This is a genomic window from Streptomyces sp. NPDC045026 (genome assembly GCF_056432625.1).
Window position 1 is genome coordinate 97,196 of sequence record NZ_JBWKIS010000015.1, and the last position, 19,509, is coordinate 116,704.

The window sequence follows — 19,509 nt, forward strand, 5'->3', positions numbered from 1 at the left end:
CTCTCGTGCGGTGCAAGGCGCGGGCGTTCGGTACCCGCCCGTCCCGTCCCACGCAACCCTCCTCGGTGCCCCACGTCCACGCGGATGGGCCGACCGGGCGAGGAACCCGGACCGCGCAGGCCCGTACCCGGGGGAGTCGGGCCCCTCCTTCCCCGTCCACCGCAGAACTCGACCTCGCGCTGCGATCGGCTTGCGGATGTCCAAGGGGCGAGGCCTGCCTGCCGGCCTGGGCCCGGACCCAGCGCCGGCCGGTGGGGCACATGCCCGGTCAGCCCCGCCGTTTCGGTCGCAGCAGTTGTTCCCGCAGTGCCGTGAGCTGGTGGGAGGAGTCCACCGCGCGGGACTCGTCGAGCGTGGCGAGTGCGAGCAGGAGTGCATCGGCGACGAGGAGGCCGGTCAGCGACTCCGCCGTGATGCCGGTGGGGGTGTGTGGCGCGGTCAGGACCGCCTCGACCTGGTCCTCGTAAGTCTCGCCCAGTTCGTCCGTCACCAGGACGACCTTGGCACCGACCGCGCGGGCCCGCTCCATCATCACGGTGAGTTCTACGAGTTGGCGGCCGGGCTGGAAGATGACCACCGCGTCGCCCTGCCCGAGGGCGAGCAGTTGGTCGGCCAGGGCGAAGCCGGTCTCGGAGACGAATCGGGCCCGGTGGCCGATGCGGCCGAGTGCGAGGGCCAGGTGGCGGGCGCCCGGTTCCGAGGCGGCGATTCCGTAGCAGAACACTTCGTGGGCTTCGGCGAGTGCGGTCACGGCGCGCTTGAGGGCGTCCGGTTCGGTGAGGCGCTGGGTGTGGTCGATGCGCTCGCGGGCCTCGTCGAAGACATCGGTCCAGATGGAAGCGAGGTCCCGGCCCACGTGCGCGATGCGCTGCTTGAGGCGGACCTCGGGGGCGACGGCAGAGGTGAAGTCGCTGGCCAGTTCGCGCTTGAGGGCGGGAAGACCCGTGTAGCCGAGGCGCTGGAGTGCGCGGACGACGGTGGCGTTACTGGTGGAGCTCGCCGTACCCAGCTCCTGCGCGCTGGCGAAGAGCAGCTGCTCGACGGGTGCGCTGGCGAGGTGCTGCGCCACGGCCCGCTCGGACGTGGACAGTTCCTCCCATTGATCGCGAATCGCTGCCCGGAGCCGCGTCGCGCCGGTCCCGTCCTCTGAAATCTCCATTACAACCATTGACTTCCGTGTGGTCGGCGTTACTGTCCTGGGCAGAACGTTCCAAGTGGAGCTCTTTCTGAAATCGACGTTACAGGATCCTCGGGTCCTCCGCCGTTGGTCGGGAGCGCTCCGTCGCGAGGAGAACAATGACACCCCGTCCCACGGAAACCGCCCCCACCCGGGTCCTTCCGGTCATCGAGATCTCCGGCAGCCCGCTCGAGCGGGGCCGGCAGTACGGCGAGGCCGTGCGGCCCCAACTGCACGCCGCCCTGGGCTACTACGAGGAGGCCTTCGGCCAGTCCGCCGGACTGACCTGGGACCGCGTCACCGCCCGTGCCGCCCGCTGGCTGGAACCCGTACGCGACTACGCACCCCACCTCGTCGACGAGATGCGGGGCATCGCGGACGGTGCGGGAGTCGACCTGCTCGACGTCCTCGCCCTGAACGCGCGGGGCGAGGTCATCTACGACAAGTCCTTCGCGCAGATGGAGGCCGACGGCAGGACACCCGAGGGGGAGCCCGCCGAGGGCTGCACCTCCTTCGCCGCCTACGGAGAGGCCAGCGGCGACGGGCACGTCTACGCCGGGCAGAACTGGGACTGGCGCGCCGGGGTCGCGGACACCGTCGTCATGATCCGGATCGTCCAGCCCCCCAAGCCGACCCTGATCATGCAGGTCGAGGCCGGCCAGATCGGCCGCCAGGGCGCCAACTCCGCCGGGATCGCCTTCAACGCCAACGGTCTCGGCGGCCGCTTCGACGACGCGATCGGCCTGCCGCAGACCGTCGTGCGCCGCAGTGTCCTGGACCAGAGCAACATCACCGACGCCCTCGACGTGCTCTGCCGCACCCGCGCCCACATCGCCAGCAACGCCCTTCTGACCTGCCGCGAGGGCTTCGCCATCGACCTGGAGACCACCCCGGCGGGACACGGCTGGATGTATCCGACCGACGGCCTGCTGGTGCACGGCAACCACTACCAGGCAGGCGTCCCTGCCCACTTGGCCGCAGCCGGCTACCGGCCCATGTCGTCCGACTCCTTGGTCCGCGTGCCGCGCGCCGAGCAGGGGCTCAGGGCGTTGCGCGGCTCCACGGGGCCCGACGAATCCCGCAAGATCATCCGCCACGCCATGTCGGATCACCTCGGTCACCCCGAGTCCCTGTGCACCCACCCGGACCCCCGGCAGCCGGCCGTCAACCACTGGACGACGCTCGTCTCCTCCCTGGCCGACCTGACCACCGGCGACTACCACGTGACCGCCGGAACGCCCTGCGACCGCGAGTACCAGCACCTCCCCTGGAACCTCTACGACGGCCCGTGCGGCCAGAACTGACAGGAAATCAGCGATGACCCACACCAGTTCCAGAAGAAGGGCGGCCGTGGCCGCAGGCCTCGTCGTCGCGACGATCGCCACGGCCGCGGGCTGTAGCGGAGCCACCCGGAACACCGCGGGGGGCTCCGCGACCGCCGACGCCGCCAAGCTCACCCTCACCCCCACGACCGCCGCCGCCAAGGGTGAACTGGCCAACGCCGACTGGCTCCTGGAGGATGAGCCGGACTCGCTCGACCTGGACACCCAGGGCACCAGCGCGGGCCGCGTCGTCCTCACCAACGTCTGCGAACGCCTCTACCAGCTGCAGCCGGACATGTCGACGAAGCCCCTCCTCGCCGAGAAGGCCGAGACGCCGGACGACAAGACCCTGGTCCTCACCCTGCGCTCCGGCGTCACCTTCCACGACGGCACCCCGATGACCGCCGACGACGTGCTGTGGAGCCTGAAGCGGCACGCCGACCCCGACATGGAACAGGGCGACGAGTTCGGCAACATCGCCGCGATGAAGAAGACCGGCGCCCGGCAGATCACGATCACCTTCAAAGCACCGGACGCCATGTTCTTCAAGGCACTCGCGGGCGACGCGGGCATCGTGTGGAACAAGGAACAGGTCGAGAAGGCCGGCAAGGACTTCGGAACACCCGGACAGCCCGACGCCTGCACCGGGCCGTACGAGCTGAGCAGCTGGAAGTCCGGCGACTCCATCACCATCCGCCGCTACGACTCCTACTGGGGCAAGGAGCCGCTGACGAAGCAGGTGACCTTCCGCTGGGCCGGCGACAGCGCCCTCGTCAACGCCCTGACGACCGGAGCGGCCGACGGCGCGTACGCAGAATCACCCAACACCGCCGCCGCCCTCCAGAACAAGAAGGGCATCGAGCAGCACTACGGCCCCTCCACCGCCTCGCTCGTCCTGATCCCCACCGAGCGCGGCGGGCTGAAGGACGCCAAGGTCCGCCGGGCGCTGTCCCTCGCGCTCGACCGCAAGGGCATCGCCGCGTCCGGCTACGGCGGCATGGTCCAGCCCTGGGGCACCCCGGTCGGCTCCGGCGCCTGGGGCTACGAGAAGCCCGTCTTCGAAGCCGCCCAGAAGGCCGTCGGCTACGCCCCTGCCAGCCCCTCGGCCGGCGATCTCGCCACCGCCAAGAAGCTGGTGAAGGAGTCCGGGGCCGATGCCGCCACCCCGATCGTGATAGGTACGGACGCCAGCCAGGGCCGCACCGTCATCGCCAACGCAGTCCGCGCGGCCCTCCAGCGGATCGGCCTCAAGGGGCAGATCAAGACGGTCCCGACCTCACAGTTCGAGCAGTTCTACAGCGACCCTCAGGCCCGCGCCGACATCGACGTACTCGTCGGCGACTGGTACATCTCCAAGGCCGACCCGATGGGCTTCTACGACAACGCCCTGTCCGACTCCTCCAACAACTGGGTCGGCTTCAAGGACGCGGCGTACGACACCGAGGTGAAGAAGGCGCTCGGCACCCTCGACGACGCCGAGCGGGCCCGGCTCGCGGTCGACGTCCAGAAGAAGTTCACCGACGCCGCCGTGTGGATCTCCGTCGCCCAGGTCCCCTCCGTCCTCGTCCTCAACGCGAAGCTCACCGGACCGCCCGCCTCCATGGCGTACCTCTATTACCCGTGGGCCGCCGAACTCGGCGCGAAGAAGGGCTGACCACCGATGCTTGCCCGGATCTCCCGGCGCCTCGCCGGACTGCTCGCCACCCTCGTCGCCGCCTCCTTCGTCATCTTCGCCGCCGTGTACGCGGCACCCGGCGACCCCGCCGTCTTCCTGGCCGGCGGCCGCGACAAACTCACCCCCGAAAAGCTCGACCTGGTGCGCGCGCAGTACCACCTCGACGAGCCGCTCGTCGTGCAGTACGGGCGCTGGCTCGGCGACTGCCTCCACTTCGACCTCGGCCGCTCCTTCAAGTACGGCGACCAGGTCGCAGACCTGGTGAGCGCCCGCTTCCCGACGACACTCGCCCTCGTCGCCTACGCGACCGTGATCTTCGTCGTCCTCGGCGTCGGCGCGGGAATCCTCGCCGCCGTGCGCCGCGGCACCTGGATCGACTCGGCGGTCGTCGGCGGCACGACACTCGCCGCGTCGGTGCCCTCGTTCGTCTCGGCCATCGCCCTGGTCGCCCTGTTCGGCGTCCAACTGGGGTGGTTCCCGGTGTCCGGCAGCGGCGAGGGCTTCACCGGCGGCCTGCACCATCTGACACTGCCCGCACTCTCGCTCGCGCTGGGCGCGCTCGCCCTGATCAGCCGCGTCACCCGGCAGTCCATGGTCGACGCGGGCGCCGCCGACCACGTGGAGGCCGCCCGCGCCTCCGGCATCCCCGAGAGCGAGATCGTGCTCCGGCACATCCTGCGCAACGCACTCGGCCCGATCGTCACCATGTGCGGCCTCGTCATGGCGGGCATGCTCGCCGGCACCGTCGTCGTCGAGACAGCGTTCGGGATCAGCGGCGTCGGATCACTGCTCGTCGGCGCGATCAACACCCACGACTTCCCGGTCGCACAGGCCGTACTCCTCCTCATGGTCACCGGCTACATCGTGGTCACCACTCTCGTCGACCTGGTCCACCCGCTGCTCGACCCGAGAGTGAAGGAGGCCGCCGCATGAGCACCGAGACCCTTGCACCCCTCGGCCTGAAACCCACGAAGGAACGGCGCCCTTTCGGAGCCGTCGTCGCGGGCGCCGCGATGACCCTCGTCGTACTCGCCGCAGTCCTCGCACCCCTGCTCGCCCCCTATGCACCCGACGCCATCGACCTCTCGGCGTCCCTCGTCGGCACGAGCGGCGACCACCTCCTCGGCACCGACTCCTCCGGGCAGGACCTGCTCTCCCGAGTGCTGTACGGAGCCCGCACCAGCCTCATCGCCCCGATCCTGCTGCTGGCCATCGCGGCACTCCTCGGCGTCACCCTCGGCACGCTCGCCGCCTGGCGCGGTGGCTGGGTGGACACCCTCGTCTCCCGCCTCACCGACGTCATGTACGCGTTCCCCGGGCTCCTGTTCACCGTCCTGATCATCGCTGTGTTCGGTTCCGGCATGACGACGTCCGTGCTGGCGCTCGGCCTCGCGTACACCCCGACCGTCGCCAAGTACACCCGCTCAGTGGCGCTCGCCGAATGCCGCAAGCCGTACATCGACGCCTACCGGGTCCTGGGCATGGGCGGCGTACGGATCTGCGCCCGCTTCCTCGTCCCCAACCTCGGCAGGTCCGTCGTCGGCTATCTCGTGGTCCTCTTCGGCGAGGCCCTGATGTCCCTGGCCACGCTCTCCTACCTGGGCTTCGGGGCCCAGCCGCCCAGCTCCGACTGGGGGCTGATGGTCCAGGAAGGGCAGGCCGCCGTCGTCCAGGGCGCGCTCCTGCCCGCACTGGTACCGGGCTTCGCCATCGCACTGGTCGTGGTGTCCTTCAACGTCGTCGGGGTCTGGGCCGTCGACCGACTCGGCAGCAGGAAGTAGCAGGAAGTAGCGCCATGCTCCTCGACATCGACAACCTCACCCTCCAACTGCCCGGCACCGCCCGGCCCGTCCTCAACGGCGTCTCCCTCCAGGTGGCGAGCGGCGAAGTGGTCGGTCTGGTGGGCGAGTCCGGCTCAGGCAAGTCGACCACCGCCAAGGCGGCCCTGCGTACGCTTCCCGACGGAACAGCCATATCCGGATCCGTACTGGTCGACGGTACGGACGTCCTCGCCCTGACCGGCGACGACCTGCGCCGTCACCGGTCCCGTACGGTCGCCATGGTCCACCAGGACCCGCGCTCCGCCCTCAACCCGGTCCGCCGCGTCGGCGACTTCCTCGTCGAACGGCTGACAGGAACCGGCCTCGACAAGAAGACCGCCCGAACCCGGGCCGTCGAACTCCTCGACACCGTCGGCCTCTCCGATCCCGAACGCCGGGCCCGCCAGCGCCCGCACGAACTGTCCGGAGGGATGCTCCAGCGCGTCGTCATCGCCGGCGCCCTGGCCACGGACCCGCGTCTCCTGCTCGCCGACGAGGCGACCAGCGCCCTGGACGTCACCACCCAGGCGGAAATCCTCTCGCTCCTGCGCACCCTGCGCGCCGACCGGAGCCTGGGACTCCTGTTCATCACGCACGACCTCCACCTCGCCGCCGCGTACTGCGACCGCGTGTACGTCATGTACGCGGGCCGCGTTGTCGAGCAACAGCCCGCCACCCAGCTCTTCGACCGGCCACGCCACCCCTATACAAAGGGACTGCTCGCCTGCTCGCCGACGCTGGGAGAGGGGCGGCGCGACCTGCGCCCGATCCCCGGGCGCCCACCGTCCCTCGCGGACACTTTCGGCGGCTGCGAGTTCGCGGACCGCTGCGCCGACGCGGAACCGGCGTGCTCGACCTGGTCGCCCGAACCGTCGCCCCTGTCCGGCGGGGGCTGCGCGACCTGCCGCCGACTGCCCGAACTCACCGGCCCGGCCCCGCTGAAGAGGAGCGTCCGATGACCGCCGACGTCGTACAAGTTCCGCAGGACGCCCCACTGTTGGCCGTGGACCGGCTGCGCAAGACCTACGGCCTGCCCGGCGGAGGCCGGCTCACTGCCGCGGACAGCGTCACCTTCACCGTTCCCGCGGGCGGCTCGCTCGGCATCGTCGGCGAGTCCGGATCCGGAAAGACGACCGTCGCGCGCATGCTCGTGGGCCTCGTACGACCGGACGCCGGCACCGTCGCCGTCGCGGGGCGGACCCGCACACCACGCACCCCACGCGGCAACCGGGCCCGCCTCGCGCGGGCCCGCGAGATCCAGATGGTGTTCCAGGACCCGTATGTCTCCCTGGATCCGCGGCTCACGTCCCGCCAGTGCCTGACCACCGCCCTGCGCCTGCACGGCCGGGAGGAGTCCCTCGCCGACGGACTGCTCGAACAAGTAGGCCTCGGCGCACGTGAGTCGGGGGCCAGGCCGCACGGGCTGTCCGGCGGCCAGCGCCAGCGGCTCGCGATCGCGCGGGCGCTGGCGGTCGACCCCAAGGTGCTGGTCCTCGACGAGGCGGTGGCCGCGCTGGACGTGTCGATCCAGGCGCAGATCCTGCACCTGCTCGAAGAGATCCGCCGTGACACCGGGGTCGCTCTCGTCTTCGTCAGCCACGACCTGGCGGTCGTCCGGCACATCACGGAGGAGGTCCTGGTCATGCGCAGCGGCACCGTGGTCGAGCAGGGCCCGACGGCCGATGTCCTGGCCGGCCCGCAGGACCCGTACACGCGGTTGCTGCTCGCCTCGGTGCCGCGCGCGGGCTGGGATCCGGCGGACGTGGTCAGGGCGCGGGCGGCCACAGTGTGAACGCTCTGGCTGGCTGAGCCCGTCGAGTGCGCCGGTGGGCTGCACCCTGCCGACGACCTGTCACCGGACCGTCGCCAGGGTGCCCTGCGGAAGCAACCGTGTCAGGACAGCGGCTCCACCCACACGTCCCGGAATCGCACCTTGTTCCCGTGGTCCTGGAGCCGGATCGCCCCGGCCGCCGCGGACTCCGGGTCGCCCGCGCCCGTCGGCCCGTCGACCGCCACGTCGTCATGGACCTTCTTGCCGTTCCACACCACCGTGATCCTGGCGTCGGACGTCTTCTTGCCGTCCGCGTCGAAGCGGGCCGCGCGGAACGTGATGTCGTACGTCTGCCAAGTCTCCGGCGCAGTGGACGCGTTGAGGTCGGCGGCCTTCTTCTGGTAGATCGCCCCCGCCTCGTTGTCCGCGAGCTTCTCCACACCGAACGAATCGAGGATCTGCACCTCGTAACGCTCCTGGAGATAGACCCCGCTGTTGCCCCGGTTCTGCCCGGTCACGTTGTCCGGCAGCTTCGGCACCCGGAACTCGACGTGCAGCTTGAAGTCCTGGAAGTGCTGCTTCGTACGCAGATCGCCGCAGCAGACCTCCATGGACTTCTCAGCGGTGTGCGGCCATTCGGCGCTGCGGCCGTCGCTGTGCTGCCAGGCGGTGGAGATGCTCCCGCCGGAGAACAGGTCGATCCGGGCGCCGGGCCGGCGCACGTCGAGCGCGTCGAGATTCACATGACCGGTGTCACCGGCCCCGACGGCGTACGTGATCGTGTTGCGGCCCTTGCGCAGTTCGAGCCGCTCGGTCTTGGTGGACCAGCGGTTCCACTCGCCGGTGGACGGCAGGCTCGTCTGCTTCGGCTCACCGCCGTTGACACTGACGCCCAGCGTCTTCGTGCCAGGTGCGGGGTGCGGGCCGTTCGCGTACCGCAGGCCCACGTCGTAGGTGCCCTTCTTGTCGACCACGACGTAGAAGCTCGCCTTCGCCCCCTGCTCGCCGAAGCCGTCGACGAAGCCCCCGCCGGTGTAGCCGGCGTGCTCGGTGTCGATGCCCGCACTGCCGGAGAGCTTCGCGGACTCGGCGTCGTACGTGGTGACCGACTCCTCGGGACCTGGCTTGGCGTTGAGCGTGTACCAGGCCTCGGTCGACCACAGCTGCTCGCCCTCGGACGACGAGAACGGGCGGGGCGAGCGCACATGCACCACGCGGTCCGCCTTCAGGCCCGGGACGGTGAGCCGGACCGTGCGGCGGTCGTCGGAGAGCTTCGCCGACGCGACCGGCAGCGACTCCTCGTCGACCTTCGGTCCGCCGTAAGCGGGTGTCGGCACGTACCGCCACTGCTCGACGGAGTACGCGCCCTTGGCCAGCTTGGCCGCGGTCTCCTCGGACAGGGGCTTGGTGTAGGTGAGTTCGAAGCCGCTCGGCGTCGCGCGCATCGTCTTGATGTCGAAGGCGGTCTTCCCGGTCGGCGTCAGCTTCTGCAGTCCGAAGCGGAGCTTGCCCTCCTGGCCCCAGTTGCCGTCGGCGCCGAGCCCGCCGGTGTAGATCGCGCCGTCGGGCCCGGTGCTGATCCGGGTGATGCCGGACTCGAGGCCCTGAGTGTGCCGGAACACCGCACCCTGGTACTCGCCACCGACCCTCTCCAGGTCGGCCCGCTGGAGTCCTCCGTAGGTGACGTCACCGAAGACCATCTGCCCGGCGAACGGCCCCTTCTTCAACTGCATCGGCGTACTGGGGGAGTTGGCGATCTCGTTCTGTGGCAGCCAGAGCGCCGGTTTGGTGACGGGCTGGTCGTCGAACGGGCCGTCCGGGTTCATGTAGTGGTTGAAGAACCGGTCCTGCTTGATGTGCACCAGCTTCGACGCGGGCAGCCAGCCGCCCTGGTTGTCCGCAACGAACAGATCGTTGCCCGGGCCGCGCCCGATCCCGTTCGGGGTCCGCAGGCCGCCGGCGAGGTAACTGACCTTGCCCGTCGCCTTGTTGACCTTGATGGTCGTACCACGGTTCGGTGCGGGCTGCGGATCGGTACTCGCTCCGCCGTAGTTGATCGCGACCGAAAGATTCAGATAGAAGTCGCCCTTGTCGTAGAGCAGCCCGAAGGCGAACTCGTGGAAGTTCCCGCCGTACGGCCACTCGGCGACCTTCCGCCTCTCGTCGACGACGTCGTCACCGTCGGTGTCGTTCAGCTCGGTCAGCTGATGCTTCTCGGAGACATACAGCTTCCCGTCCACGTACTTGATCCCCATCGGCTCCTTGAGCCCGTCGGCGATCTTCTTGTACGTGACCTCGTCGGGCCCGGTGTCCCCGGTGACGTGGTCGAGGAGGTACACCTCGCCCTTCGTCTCGGTGCTGCCGCCCCAGGTGGTGATCGCAAGGCGGTCGTCGGGCAGCCAGTCCATCGCGGAGACCTGCGGCTCGAAGCCCTTGGGCCGCAGATCGGTCAGCTTGTAGCCGGGGTTGACCTCGGTCAGCGGCAGCCCGTCACCGGGGGTGTCGTACGTCCCCTCGCACTCCTTGCGACCGGGCGCCGTCACTCGTACGACACCGGCGTCCGTGCTGAGCACGGAGTTCGGCACGGTCGTGAATTCGCTTGCTCCCGGCGGCTTCCACTGCAAGGTGACCTGCTGGCCGCCGCCCGCGTCGAAGTGGTCGATGCGCAGCGGCCGGTAGCCGGCGTTCAGCGTGATCTCGCCGTCCTTGGGCTCGGCTCCGTGCAGCCCGTCGTGGTCGATGACCTGCTGATCGCCGACGAAGAGCCGCGAACCGTCATCGCTGATCAGCCGGAAGGCGTACGAGCCGGCCTCCGGCACGTTCAGATTGCCGATGATCTGCGAGACGAAATTGTCGCTGAACCCGAAGCCGTCGGTGGAGTTCCAGTCGGCGGTGGGGATCAGCTTGTCGACGTTCGGGGTCTGCGCGGGCTTGAGGTCGCACAGCTTGCTCAGCGGTGACTGGACGTCGAAGACGCGCAGGGTCACTCCCGGTTCCTGCGGGGGCAGATCCGCGAATGGCCGCGGATCGCCATCGGCCGCGGCCGATGGCGGGGCCATCAGACCGGCACCGAGGAGAGCGGTGAGCAGCAGCCCGGTGGTTCTTCGGGCGCCGCGACGTCTGGGGCGGGACACGTGCACGGGGCGTGGCGTCACTCTTCCTCCTGCGTGGTTCCGCTGTGGGTAACGCGGAGTTCTGTGGCCGAGCGACGCTCAGCGTAGGGATGTGGTCGCGGAGCGTCCACACTTTGTCCACAGAAAAGAAGAACCGAAAGAGAGTTGGCCGAGACCGAAGTGCTGCCCGGGTGGAATCGCTGGGCATGACGCCGGCCGAGCACGGCACTTGGCAGACAGGGAGATCCTGATCGCGACCGCCGCCTCGGGCCGGCCGGCCGATCGAGGGGCGGCCTCCCCGAGACCGCCCCTGACAAGCCGTCAGCCCGATGGTGATCCGGCCGCCCCTAGATCCCCAAGGGCCGACAGTAGAGCCCTGCCTGGCGTGCTAACCCGCGCTACCGCGGGTCACGCGCGCACCTGCGCCCACCGTGGTCACCTGGGTGTTGCCGTAGCCGGCGCACTCTCCGTATTCCTTGACCCACGTCGTCGTGCCGGACAGGGAGCCGGAGGACGGTCCGCCGAACGTGACGTCGTAGCGCGGCTGCTGGTCGCAGCTGGGCACGTTGTAGTACTCGATGAAGCCCGCCTGTGAGGTCTTCAGGTTGCCGGAGCCCGCAGGCAACTTGTAGGTGCCGACGGGGATCCGCTGTCCGTTGTTGGTGTCGACGACCGTGCCCGACCAGGTGTCGGTGCCGGCCTGGGTGATCTCGACGCGGAAGGTGTGGCCGTACACGGCGTCGAAGTCCACTCCGCAGCTGACGCCGGCGCCGCCGTCGGCCCCGTCCGAACAGTTGGCGTGGGTGCTCGTCGTGCCGCTGATGAAGGAGGAGAACACCCCGTGCAGGCGCTGATGCCCGTTCGCATCCGGCCGCGGCTGCAGTCCTGCGTACCCGATGTCGCTCTGCCCGGTGAACCCGTACTGCATCGCGAAGTAGGTCCCGGCCACGTGGGCGGTGCCGGTGTTCACGGTGATCGGGAAGTTGAGGGATGTCAGCCCCTCGCTGGGAGCTCCGCTGATGGACCACGACAGTAGTTCGTTCCCGCCGAAGGTCTGTGCCTGTGCGTCAGGTGCTGCGATGAACGGGACGAGTGCAGCCAGGGCTCCGACCGCAGTGCGTGTCAACGCTCGCTTCATCTGATTCTCCTCAAGGGGGTGTTGAAGGTGGCCCGGGTCGTGAACGGTTGGGCACCGCCTTCTCGGTCCGAGGTGGCTGTGTGGCCTGGACGTTGCCTCGGCTCCTGGACCAACGACCAGCCTGTTTCCGGCTACTTCGCATTACTTCGCATTACTTCGCGTTACTTTGCATCACTTCGCGACACGGAAGGGGAGTTCATCGAGTGCCCGTTTGGCCATGCTCATGACAAATACCGTGCTGCGGGCTGTCTCACTTGACCCCGAAAGAGCCGCGCACCGACAGTCGCCGCATCGGTAGGTACCTTCTTCGTTCGCCAGGACTCTGCAGTCCAATTTGCCTGCGAAGGACTATGGCGCCCCGCTCGGGGAGTGTCAATACTTGCTCGTAAATACGCGACTTCAAGCAGAATCAATCATGCATTCGTTCATGACCTTAGTGCGATTGCGGCGGACGTTCAGGGCTTGCAGGGGCGGGCCTCGTTCCGGTCGACCATCAGGCGGCGTTCGGCAAAGAACCTCTCGCCGCTCGCTCGCCCGCCGTCGAGTGACACCGTGTTCTGCCCGTTCAAGTGGGCGGTGCCTCTGTAAGTGTTGAGGTTGTCGAAGGCCGGGGCGAAGGATTCCCGCGGCGCATCGACGCCGCCCCCGGATGCAGCCTCGGATACAGCCCCGGATGCAGGGCGCGTCCGGCCCGTCAGCCGGAGGCCGTGCCGGCACCCGCCTGGCGGAGGCAGCGTTCGAGGCGGTGCATGAATCCGTCGAAGGACTCGTCCGTGCCCCAGGTCTCGTAGGCGCTGTTGGTGGCGGCCAGCGCGAGGTTCAGCTGCAGTATCGCGGTCATGTCGTCGGCCGGGGTGGCGCGGGCGGCCACCCACTGCCGCAGATCGGTGAAGAACTGTGCGCCGAAGCTCTGCGCGGACTGCGCGAAGGCGGGCGACTTCGCCTTGAGGCGGCGGTGCAGCGGCAGCGTCTCCCGCAGGCTTTCGCAGAACCCCGTCATGATCGCGGCGAGCGAGTCCCAGAGCGGCTCGCCGGCGGGGCGGCCGTCCATGAGGGCCTGCCAGTCGCGCGCCTCCTCGGGGTCCTGGTCCACCACCACGGCCTCTTTGCCGGCGAAGTAGTTGAAGAAGGTCGCGCGCGAGACGTTCGCCGCGGCCGCGATCTGTTCGACGGTCGTGGCCTCGTAGCCCTGCTCCTCGAAGAGCCGCAGCGCGGCCACCCGGATGGCGCGCCAGGTCGCCAGCTTCTTGCGCTCGCGCAGGTTCATTGTTCCTCCCATGCGGCCCATCCTACGTTCTGATTCCTGGACGGATACATTTCTGGATCGATGCATCTTTGGACTCGTCTAACTTTCTGCGCTACGGTGAAGTCAGCGCCGGGGACAGCCCCCGGAAGGCTTTCTCGCCAGGAGGACTCATGAGCAAGGTCTGGTTCATCACCGGTACGTCCCGCGGCCTCGGCCGCTCGTTCGCCGAGTCGGCACTGGAGCGTGGGGACAAGGTCGCCGCGACCGCCCGGAACGTGGCCGCACTCGACGATCTGGTCACCAAGTACGGCGACGACGCCGTCCTGCCGCTGGCGCTCGACGTCACCGACGAAGCGGCCGTGGGCACCGCGGTGACCGCCGCGCACGAGAAGTTCGGCCGTCTCGACGTCGTGGTCAACAACGCCGGCTACGGCCTGTTCGGCATGGTCGAGGAGATCACCGAGCAGCAGCTGCGCGACCAGATGGAGACGAACTTCTTCGGCGCGTTCTGGGTCACCCAGGCCGTGCTGCCGATCCTGCGCGCCCAGCGCAGCGGCCACATCGTGCAGATCTCATCCGTCGGAGGCATCGGCGCGTTCCCGTCCCTCGGCGCATACCACGCCTCCAAGTGGGCGCTCGAAGGCTTCAGTGACGCCCTCTCCCAGGAGGTCGCCGGCGCGGGGATCAAGGTCACCATCGTCGAGCCGGGCGGCTTCGCCACCGACTGGGGCGGCTCCTCCGCCACCCAGGCCGAGCCCATTCCTGCCTACGACCAGGTCCGCGAGGCCATCGCGGCCCGCTTCGGCGACGCCCGGTACGCCGAACCCGGCGACGCCGGCGCCGCCCTGCTGCAGATCGTCGACGCCGAGAACCCGCCGCTGCGAGTGCTGTTCGGCACCGAACCCATCGAGATCATCGAGCCCTTGTACGCCGAGCGCCTCAAGACCTGGTCCGACTGGCAGCACGTTTCCCGGATCGCACAGGGCTGACCGCCTGACGGCTCACTCGCACCGCCCTCAACACCCCGAACACCCAGCTCGCCGATCTCGCCGACGACAGGAGACTCCTCATGTCCGCACCTCAGACACCCCACACGTTCGGTGCGACCACCACAGCCGCTGAAGTGATCGAGGGCGTCGACCTGCACGGCCGCCGGGCCGTGGTCACCGGAGCCAGCTCCGGGATCGGGGTCGAGACGACCCGGGCGCTCGCCGCGGCAGGCGCCGACGTCACCCTGGCCGTCCGCAACACCGACGCGGGCGCCGCCGTGGCGGCCCGGCTCGAAGCAGAACTGCCGCCCGGTTCCGGGAAGTTGACAGTGGGTCAGCTCGACCTGGCCGACCGGTCGACGGTCTCGGCGTTCGTAGCGGCCTGGAACGGTCCGCTGGACATCCTCGTCAACAACGCCGGAGTGATGGCCCCGCCCGAGATCGCCCGCACAGCGGACGGCCGGGAATGGCAGTTCGCCGTCAACCACCTGGGCCACTTCGCCCTCGCGACCGGCCTGCACCCGGCGCTCGCCGCGGCGAACGGCGCCCGGGTCGTCGCAGTGAGTTCCATCGGCCACCTCTTCTCCCCGGTCGTCTTCGACGACCTGGACTACCGCTTTCGCCCCTACGACCCGTGGACCTCCTACGGGCAGTCGAAGACCGCCAACGCACTCTTCGCCGTCGGCGCCGCCGCGCGCTGGGCGGACGACGGCATCACCGCCAACGCGCTGATGCCGGGCAACATCGCCGACACATCCCTGGCCCGGCACATGGACATGCAGCAGGTGACCGACTTCATCGCCTCGGGCGAGCTCACACTGCCGCCGCAGAAGACAGTGGAGCAGGGCGCCGCCACTTCGGTACTGCTGGCCGCTTCGCCGACGGTCGAAGGCGTCACCGGCCGCTATTACGAGGACTGCGCGGAGGCCAAGCCGATCACCGAGCGGGCCGGTGCCGTCGCCGGCGTCGCACCGTACGCCCTCGACCCGGACAACGCGGCTCGCCTGTGGGCCGAGTCCGAGACCCTCATCCGCTGACCGGCGCCGCCGCATGTCCGTCCCCGGCCACTTGACCACTCAGCACAGCCCCCAGGAACACACCATGACTGACACCGCCCGTCTGACCACCCCGTTCGACCGCGAGACCACCGCCGACGAGGTCCTCGCCGGCATCGACCTGACCGGCAAGCGCGCTGTCGTCACCGGCGGAGCCTCCGGCATCGGCATCGAGACCGCCCGCTCCCTGGCCCGGGCGGGCGCCGAGGTGACCCTCGCCGTGCGCAACACGGAGGCGGGCCGGAAGGTCGCCGCCGACATCACCGCCACCACCGGGAACCCCAAGGTCGGCGTCACCGCACTGGAACTGACCGACCGGTCATCGGTGGCCTCGTTCGCCGACGCCTGGTCCGGCCCGCTGCATATCCTCCTCAACAACGCAGGCGTCATGGCCGTGCCCGAGCTGCGCCGTACACCCGAGGGTGTCGAGTACCAGTTCGCCACCAACCACCTCGGCCACTTCCAGCTCGCCAATGCCCTTCACGCCGCCCTGGCGGCCGAAGGCGGACGCATCGTCGCGGTCAGCTCCAACGGACACCTGCTCGCACCGGTCGACTTCGACGACATCAACTTCGCCCACCGCGCCTACGATCCGTGGCTCGCCTACGGCCAGTCCAAGTCCGCCGTCACGCTGTTCGCCGTCGAGGCGTTCCGGCGCTGGGCCGATGACGGCATCACCGCCAACGCCCTCAACCCGGGCGGCATCCGCACACCGCTCCAGCGCCACCAGCAGAACATGGACGTGGACCCGGCGACCCAGGCGATCTTCGACAACTATCCCTGGCGCACCGCCGAGCAGGGCGCCGCGACCTCCGTGCTCCTGGCCGGGTCACCGCTGGTGGACGGGGTCGGCGGACGCTACTTCGAGAACAGCAACGAAGCCCTCCCGCACGACCCTGCAACGGCCGCCGACAGCCCGGAGCCGTCCGGTGTCGCTCCCCACGCCTTGGACGACGAGTCCGCGACGCGCCTGTGGGACGTGTCCCGTCGGATGCTCGCCCTCTGAGGCGCCGGTGAAGGAGTAGCGGTCCAATTCGCCTCCACTGCACATCAGTTGGCGGCACCCCAGGTCAAACGGCCGACTATCCGAACGAAACTGCCCGGCCCACTTCGGTTCATCTAGGATCAGCGCGTGAAACTGGGGGAGGGGCTGGCAAGCGTGCATGAGGAGTTGGCAGGGCAGCTGCGGCAGTTGCGCGATCTGACCGGACGAAGCCTGCGGGAGCTGGCCCGCGACGTCCACGGCAGTAGTTCCTCGCTGTCGCGCTACTTCTCCGGCCAGTCCGTTCCACCCTGGCCGACGGTGGTTGCGCTGTGCAAGGCAGCCGGTCGCGACCCCCGGGCGATGCGTGAGGTGTGGGAGCGGGCCAAGGACGAGCCCCAGACGAGCACCGCCGCCACCGTGCCGGTGCGTAACGACCTGCCGCACGACATCACCGCCTTCACCGGGCGCCGGGCGGAGCTGGCCGCTCTCCTCAGCGCCGCGCGGAACACGACGATAGTGGCGATCGACGGCATGGGCGGGGTGGGTAAGACGGCGCTTGCCGTACACGGCGCGCACCTGCTGACCGCAGACTTTCCCGGTGCCCAGCTCTACCTGGACCTGCGCGGGTTCACTCCGGGCCGGGAGCCGGTCGAGTCCGCGGAGGCGCTGCGTGTGCTGCTGGCCGCGCTCGGCGTGCCGCCCGGCAGGATTCCCGACGGGGTCGCCGAGCGGGCCGCGCTGTGGCGGTCGGAGTTGGCGGCCCGGCGAGCGATCGTGCTCCTGGACAACGCCGCCGACGCCGATCACGTACGCGATCTGCTCCCCGGTGCCGGACAGAGCCTCGTCGTGATCACGAGCCGCCGGCGGATGGTGGAACTGGACGGAGTCCAGCCGATCTCGCTGGACGTCCTGCTGACCCAGGAGGCGGCGGAGCTGTTCGTCGAATCGGCGGGCGGGTCCCGTCCCGGTGATGTCGGCGAGGTGCTGCGCCGGTGCGGGAACCTGCCGCTGGCCATCCGGGTGGCCGCCGCGCGCCTGCGGCACCGGCCCGCGTGGACGCTCGACACCTTGGTGCAACGGCTGCGCGAGGGCGAGTTGGCGGTGTCGGACGTGTTCGAGATGTCGCTGCGGCAGCTCGACTCCGCCCAGCGACGAATGTTCGGGCTGCTGGGGCTGGTACCGGGCGAGGACATCGACGCGTACGGAGCGGCAGCGCTGGCCGGGATCCCTTTGGCCAACGCCCGTTCCCTGCTGGAGGACCTGGTCGATGTCCATCTGTTGCAGGAGCCGTCGGCAGGCCGCTACCGGATGCACGACCTGTTGCGGCAGTCCGCCCGTGCCGAGGATGCCGCGGCGGACCCGGGACCGGCGATCGCCCGCCTTGCCGACTACTACCTGAGCGGCATGCTGGCCACGACAGAGGTGATCGAGCTGGTCGTCGTCCCCGTGCCGGTCGTCGTGTCGCAGAGACCTCCCGCGCTCCCCGACCTCTCCCATGACGGAGCCCTCGACTGGCTGGACACCGAGTGGGGCAACATCACCGCGACGTTCCTGCTCTGCGTGGAGCTGCGCATCGACGCGTCGGCGGTCGGGCTCGGCCAGTTCGCCTTTGTGATCGCCCTCGGGCGGCGCGGTGGCATGGCGCAGGTGTGCCGCGGCATCGAGGCCGCCATGCCCGCCGCCAAGGCGCTCGGCGAGCGCCGGGTGCTCGCCTCTCACCGGTACTTGCTCGGCGCCGCGCTGATGCGGGTGGGCCGGCTGGAGGAGGCGGTGCCGGAGCTCGAGGCGGCCCGCGTGCTGATGGCCGAGGAGGGCGACGTCGTCGGTGAGGCCCTGGCCGTCGAACAGCTGGCGGAGGTCCGGCTGTACGCGGCCGACGCCAAAGGCGCCATCGAACTCGTACGCCGGGCGACCGGACTCGTGCCGTCCGGCGAGGCCGCCGTCCGCGTGTACATAGGCGTACGCCTGGGGCGGGCTCTCGTGCTGCTGGGAGAGCACGGCGAGGCCCGCGAGGTCGTCTCGGACCTGCTGAAGACCGCGCGCGAGCTGGACCGGCAGAAGGAGCGCATGTGTCTGGACGTGCTCGGCCGGGCGGCCCTCGGCCTGGGAGAAGCCCGTACCGCCCTCGACCTGGCGGAGCAGGCCGTCGCGATCAGCCGGGAGACTCGCCATCCGGTCTTCGAGGCCATAAGCCGCACGGACGCCGCCGTGGCCCTGCGCCACCTCGGTGCCACCGAGGAGGCGGCGGCCATGCATGCCGAGGCCATGCTGATGCTCGAAGTGGCCGGTGAGCCGCATCGGATGGTGCGCAGCCTCCTCCCGTACGCGGAGGCATGCCTGGCCACAGGCGATCGGGAAGCCGCGGCGCGGCACTTCAGGGCGGCGCTGGAGACCGCCGGCGCGCACGGCATCAACTACCTGGTGCCGGCGGCGTGTTCGGGCCTGACCCGGGTGTCCTGATCCTGTCCGAGGGGTGGCGCAGGTGTCTTGATCCTGTCCCAGGGGTGGCCCGGGTGTCCTGAGCCTGTCCCAGGAGTGGCGCAGGTGTCCCGTCCCGTCCCGGAACACCCGACAAGCAGCCTCCGCCCGGTGTGAGTGCGCAGGTCGGCCGGGCCCCGCTGAGATGCCGCCCGTCCCGGAAGGCGCGACACGGGTTGTCGCGTACGGGCTGCCGCGCCGAGGCTCTTCGCCATGCACACACCGCCTTCCCTGCTCGCCGAACTGGACGCGCTGCCCGCCCGGTGGGAAGTGCAAGGCACGCTCGACGCGCCCGTCGCAGCGGTCGCCGCGCTCCTCCTCACCGTTGCCGAGGGGCGGGTCGGCGACGACAACCTGCTGGTGCTGGCCAGAGCTTCGGCTGCTCGGCAGGGGGCGATGACCGTCGTGGCCGCGTCCGGCGCCGACACCTACCGAGCCGAGCTGGCCGGGCCGGTCGAGCCGGTGGAGATCCAGCTGGACCGGGCGCGGTCCAGGGTGGCGGTGCAGAGCTGGTACGCCGGGGTGCACGCCGTCGCCGCCTGCCCAGACGGCACTCGGGTGACGCATCGCGTCCACAGGGTTCTCCCCGGCCATCCCGGGTTCGCGGCCGGGATCGCTGAGATCGGCCTACGCGCCCGAATGTCACGCGATCTGGGGCAGGTGTTGGGTGTGATCGCCGACCGGCTCGGCTGCTGACCCCGTGCGGCGTACAAGTCCCTCCGCCGTGCCCTCAAGGTCGG

Annotated in this window: 15 protein-coding genes; 11 read left to right on the forward strand and 4 right to left on the reverse strand. The window is 69.8% G+C overall.

Translation table 11 applies throughout. From position 1 onward, the window contains the following. Positions 1–268: 268 nt before the first annotated feature. The gene (locus AC07EJ_RS28335) at positions 269–1,159 is read right to left on the reverse strand and encodes a MurR/RpiR family transcriptional regulator (RefSeq protein ID WP_389479553.1); all 891 of its coding nucleotides are present in this window, start codon (positions 1,157–1,159) and stop codon (positions 269–271) included. Positions 1,160–1,296: 137 nt separating this feature from the next. Between AC07EJ_RS28335 and AC07EJ_RS28340 the strand changes: the two genes are divergently transcribed. Genes AC07EJ_RS28340 through AC07EJ_RS28365 form a run of 6 tightly spaced genes read left to right on the forward strand, consistent with a single transcriptional unit; the run spans position 1,297 to position 7,786 of the window. Next, positions 1,297–2,481, forward strand: coding sequence for a C45 family autoproteolytic acyltransferase/hydolase (locus AC07EJ_RS28340; protein ID WP_393583805.1), 1,185 nt, complete (start codon positions 1,297–1,299; stop codon positions 2,479–2,481). A 13-nt stretch (positions 2,482–2,494) separates the two neighbouring features. After that, the gene (locus AC07EJ_RS28345; protein WP_478885312.1) at positions 2,495–4,153 is read left to right on the forward strand and encodes an ABC transporter substrate-binding protein; all 1,659 of its coding nucleotides are present in this window, start codon (positions 2,495–2,497) and stop codon (positions 4,151–4,153) included. A 6-nt stretch (positions 4,154–4,159) separates the two neighbouring features. After that, the gene (locus AC07EJ_RS28350; protein WP_389479560.1) at positions 4,160–5,107 is read left to right on the forward strand and encodes an ABC transporter permease; all 948 of its coding nucleotides are present in this window, start codon (positions 4,160–4,162) and stop codon (positions 5,105–5,107) included. Further along, a complete protein-coding gene (locus AC07EJ_RS28355) occupies positions 5,104–5,955 on the forward strand; it encodes an ABC transporter permease (protein WP_478885313.1) in 852 nt (283 codons plus the stop codon). The genes AC07EJ_RS28350 and AC07EJ_RS28355 overlap by 4 nt, the downstream gene beginning before the upstream one ends. Positions 5,956–5,969: 14 nt before the next feature. Next, complete coding sequence (locus AC07EJ_RS28360) at positions 5,970–6,953, forward strand: ABC transporter ATP-binding protein (RefSeq protein WP_393583802.1); 984 nt, start codon at positions 5,970–5,972, stop codon at positions 6,951–6,953. Further along, positions 6,950–7,786 carry an ABC transporter ATP-binding protein gene (locus tag AC07EJ_RS28365; protein ID WP_389479568.1) on the forward strand — a complete coding sequence of 279 codons (837 nt, stop codon included), beginning with the start codon at positions 6,950–6,952 and terminating at the stop codon, positions 7,784–7,786. The genes AC07EJ_RS28360 and AC07EJ_RS28365 overlap by 4 nt, the downstream gene beginning before the upstream one ends. 101 nt (positions 7,787–7,887) lie before the next feature. On the opposite strand, the gene AC07EJ_RS28370 is transcribed toward AC07EJ_RS28365, so the two are convergent. From AC07EJ_RS28370 to AC07EJ_RS28380, 3 genes are all read right to left on the reverse strand, one after another. Next, positions 7,888–10,920, reverse strand: a complete 3,033-nt coding sequence (locus AC07EJ_RS28370) for a 3-keto-alpha-glucoside-1,2-lyase-like domain-containing protein (RefSeq protein WP_478885314.1) — start codon at positions 10,918–10,920, stop codon at positions 7,888–7,890. Positions 10,921–11,266: 346 nt separating this feature from the next. Then, positions 11,267–12,004: a hypothetical protein gene (locus AC07EJ_RS28375; RefSeq protein ID WP_478885315.1), complete on the reverse strand. Its 738-nt coding sequence runs from the start codon at positions 12,002–12,004 to the stop codon at positions 11,267–11,269. 706 nt (positions 12,005–12,710) lie between these two features. Then, positions 12,711–13,295 (reverse strand): TetR/AcrR family transcriptional regulator, encoded by a 585-nt coding sequence (locus tag AC07EJ_RS28380; RefSeq protein ID WP_389479576.1) that lies wholly within the window; start codon positions 13,293–13,295, stop codon positions 12,711–12,713. 137 nt (positions 13,296–13,432) lie between these two features. Between AC07EJ_RS28380 and AC07EJ_RS28385 the strand changes: the two genes are divergently transcribed. The 5 genes from AC07EJ_RS28385 (at position 13,433) to AC07EJ_RS28405 (ending at position 19,465) form a co-directional block, all read left to right on the forward strand. Then, positions 13,433–14,251 carry an SDR family oxidoreductase gene (locus AC07EJ_RS28385; RefSeq protein ID WP_389479578.1) on the forward strand — a complete coding sequence of 273 codons (819 nt, stop codon included), beginning with the start codon at positions 13,433–13,435 and terminating at the stop codon, positions 14,249–14,251. 80 nt (positions 14,252–14,331) lie between these two features. After that, entirely contained in the window at positions 14,332–15,288 is a 957-nt protein-coding gene (locus AC07EJ_RS28390) for an SDR family NAD(P)-dependent oxidoreductase (RefSeq protein ID WP_393583795.1), read from the forward strand. Positions 15,289–15,352: 64 nt separating this feature from the next. After that, a complete protein-coding gene (locus AC07EJ_RS28395; RefSeq protein ID WP_389479582.1) occupies positions 15,353–16,312 on the forward strand; it encodes an SDR family NAD(P)-dependent oxidoreductase in 960 nt (319 codons plus the stop codon). A gap of 126 nt (positions 16,313–16,438) precedes the next feature. Then, positions 16,439–18,751: an ATP-binding protein gene (locus AC07EJ_RS28400; protein WP_478885316.1), complete on the forward strand. Its 2,313-nt coding sequence runs from the start codon at positions 16,439–16,441 to the stop codon at positions 18,749–18,751. Positions 18,752–18,982: 231 nt separating this feature from the next. Beyond that, on the forward strand, positions 18,983–19,465 hold the full coding sequence (locus AC07EJ_RS28405) for a hypothetical protein (protein WP_393583791.1): 483 nt from the start codon (positions 18,983–18,985) through the stop codon (positions 19,463–19,465). Positions 19,466–19,509: the final 44 nt, after the last annotated feature.

Excerpts from the sequence above, each read along its gene's own strand:
- AC07EJ_RS28390 (WP_393583795.1), top strand. The coding sequence starts at position 14,332 with ATGTCCGCACCTCAGACACCCCACACGTTCGGTGCGACCACCACAGCC.
- AC07EJ_RS28350 (WP_389479560.1), top strand. The coding sequence starts at position 4,160 with ATGCTTGCCCGGATCTCCCGGCGCCTCGCCGGACTGCTCGCCACCCTC.
- AC07EJ_RS28335 (WP_389479553.1), bottom strand. The coding sequence starts at position 1,159 with ATGGAGATTTCAGAGGACGGGACCGGCGCGACGCGGCTCCGGGCAGCG.
- AC07EJ_RS28385 (WP_389479578.1), top strand. The coding sequence starts at position 13,433 with ATGAGCAAGGTCTGGTTCATCACCGGTACGTCCCGCGGCCTCGGCCGC.
- AC07EJ_RS28380 (WP_389479576.1), bottom strand. The coding sequence starts at position 13,295 with ATGGGAGGAACAATGAACCTGCGCGAGCGCAAGAAGCTGGCGACCTGG.
- AC07EJ_RS28355 (WP_478885313.1), top strand. The coding sequence starts at position 5,104 with ATGAGCACCGAGACCCTTGCACCCCTCGGCCTGAAACCCACGAAGGAA.
- AC07EJ_RS28365 (WP_389479568.1), top strand. The coding sequence starts at position 6,950 with ATGACCGCCGACGTCGTACAAGTTCCGCAGGACGCCCCACTGTTGGCC.
- AC07EJ_RS28360 (WP_393583802.1), top strand. The coding sequence starts at position 5,970 with ATGCTCCTCGACATCGACAACCTCACCCTCCAACTGCCCGGCACCGCC.
- AC07EJ_RS28345 (WP_478885312.1), top strand. The coding sequence starts at position 2,495 with ATGACCCACACCAGTTCCAGAAGAAGGGCGGCCGTGGCCGCAGGCCTC.
- AC07EJ_RS28395 (WP_389479582.1), top strand. The coding sequence starts at position 15,353 with ATGACTGACACCGCCCGTCTGACCACCCCGTTCGACCGCGAGACCACC.
- AC07EJ_RS28405 (WP_393583791.1), top strand. The coding sequence starts at position 18,983 with ATGCACACACCGCCTTCCCTGCTCGCCGAACTGGACGCGCTGCCCGCC.
- AC07EJ_RS28340 (WP_393583805.1), top strand. The coding sequence starts at position 1,297 with ATGACACCCCGTCCCACGGAAACCGCCCCCACCCGGGTCCTTCCGGTC.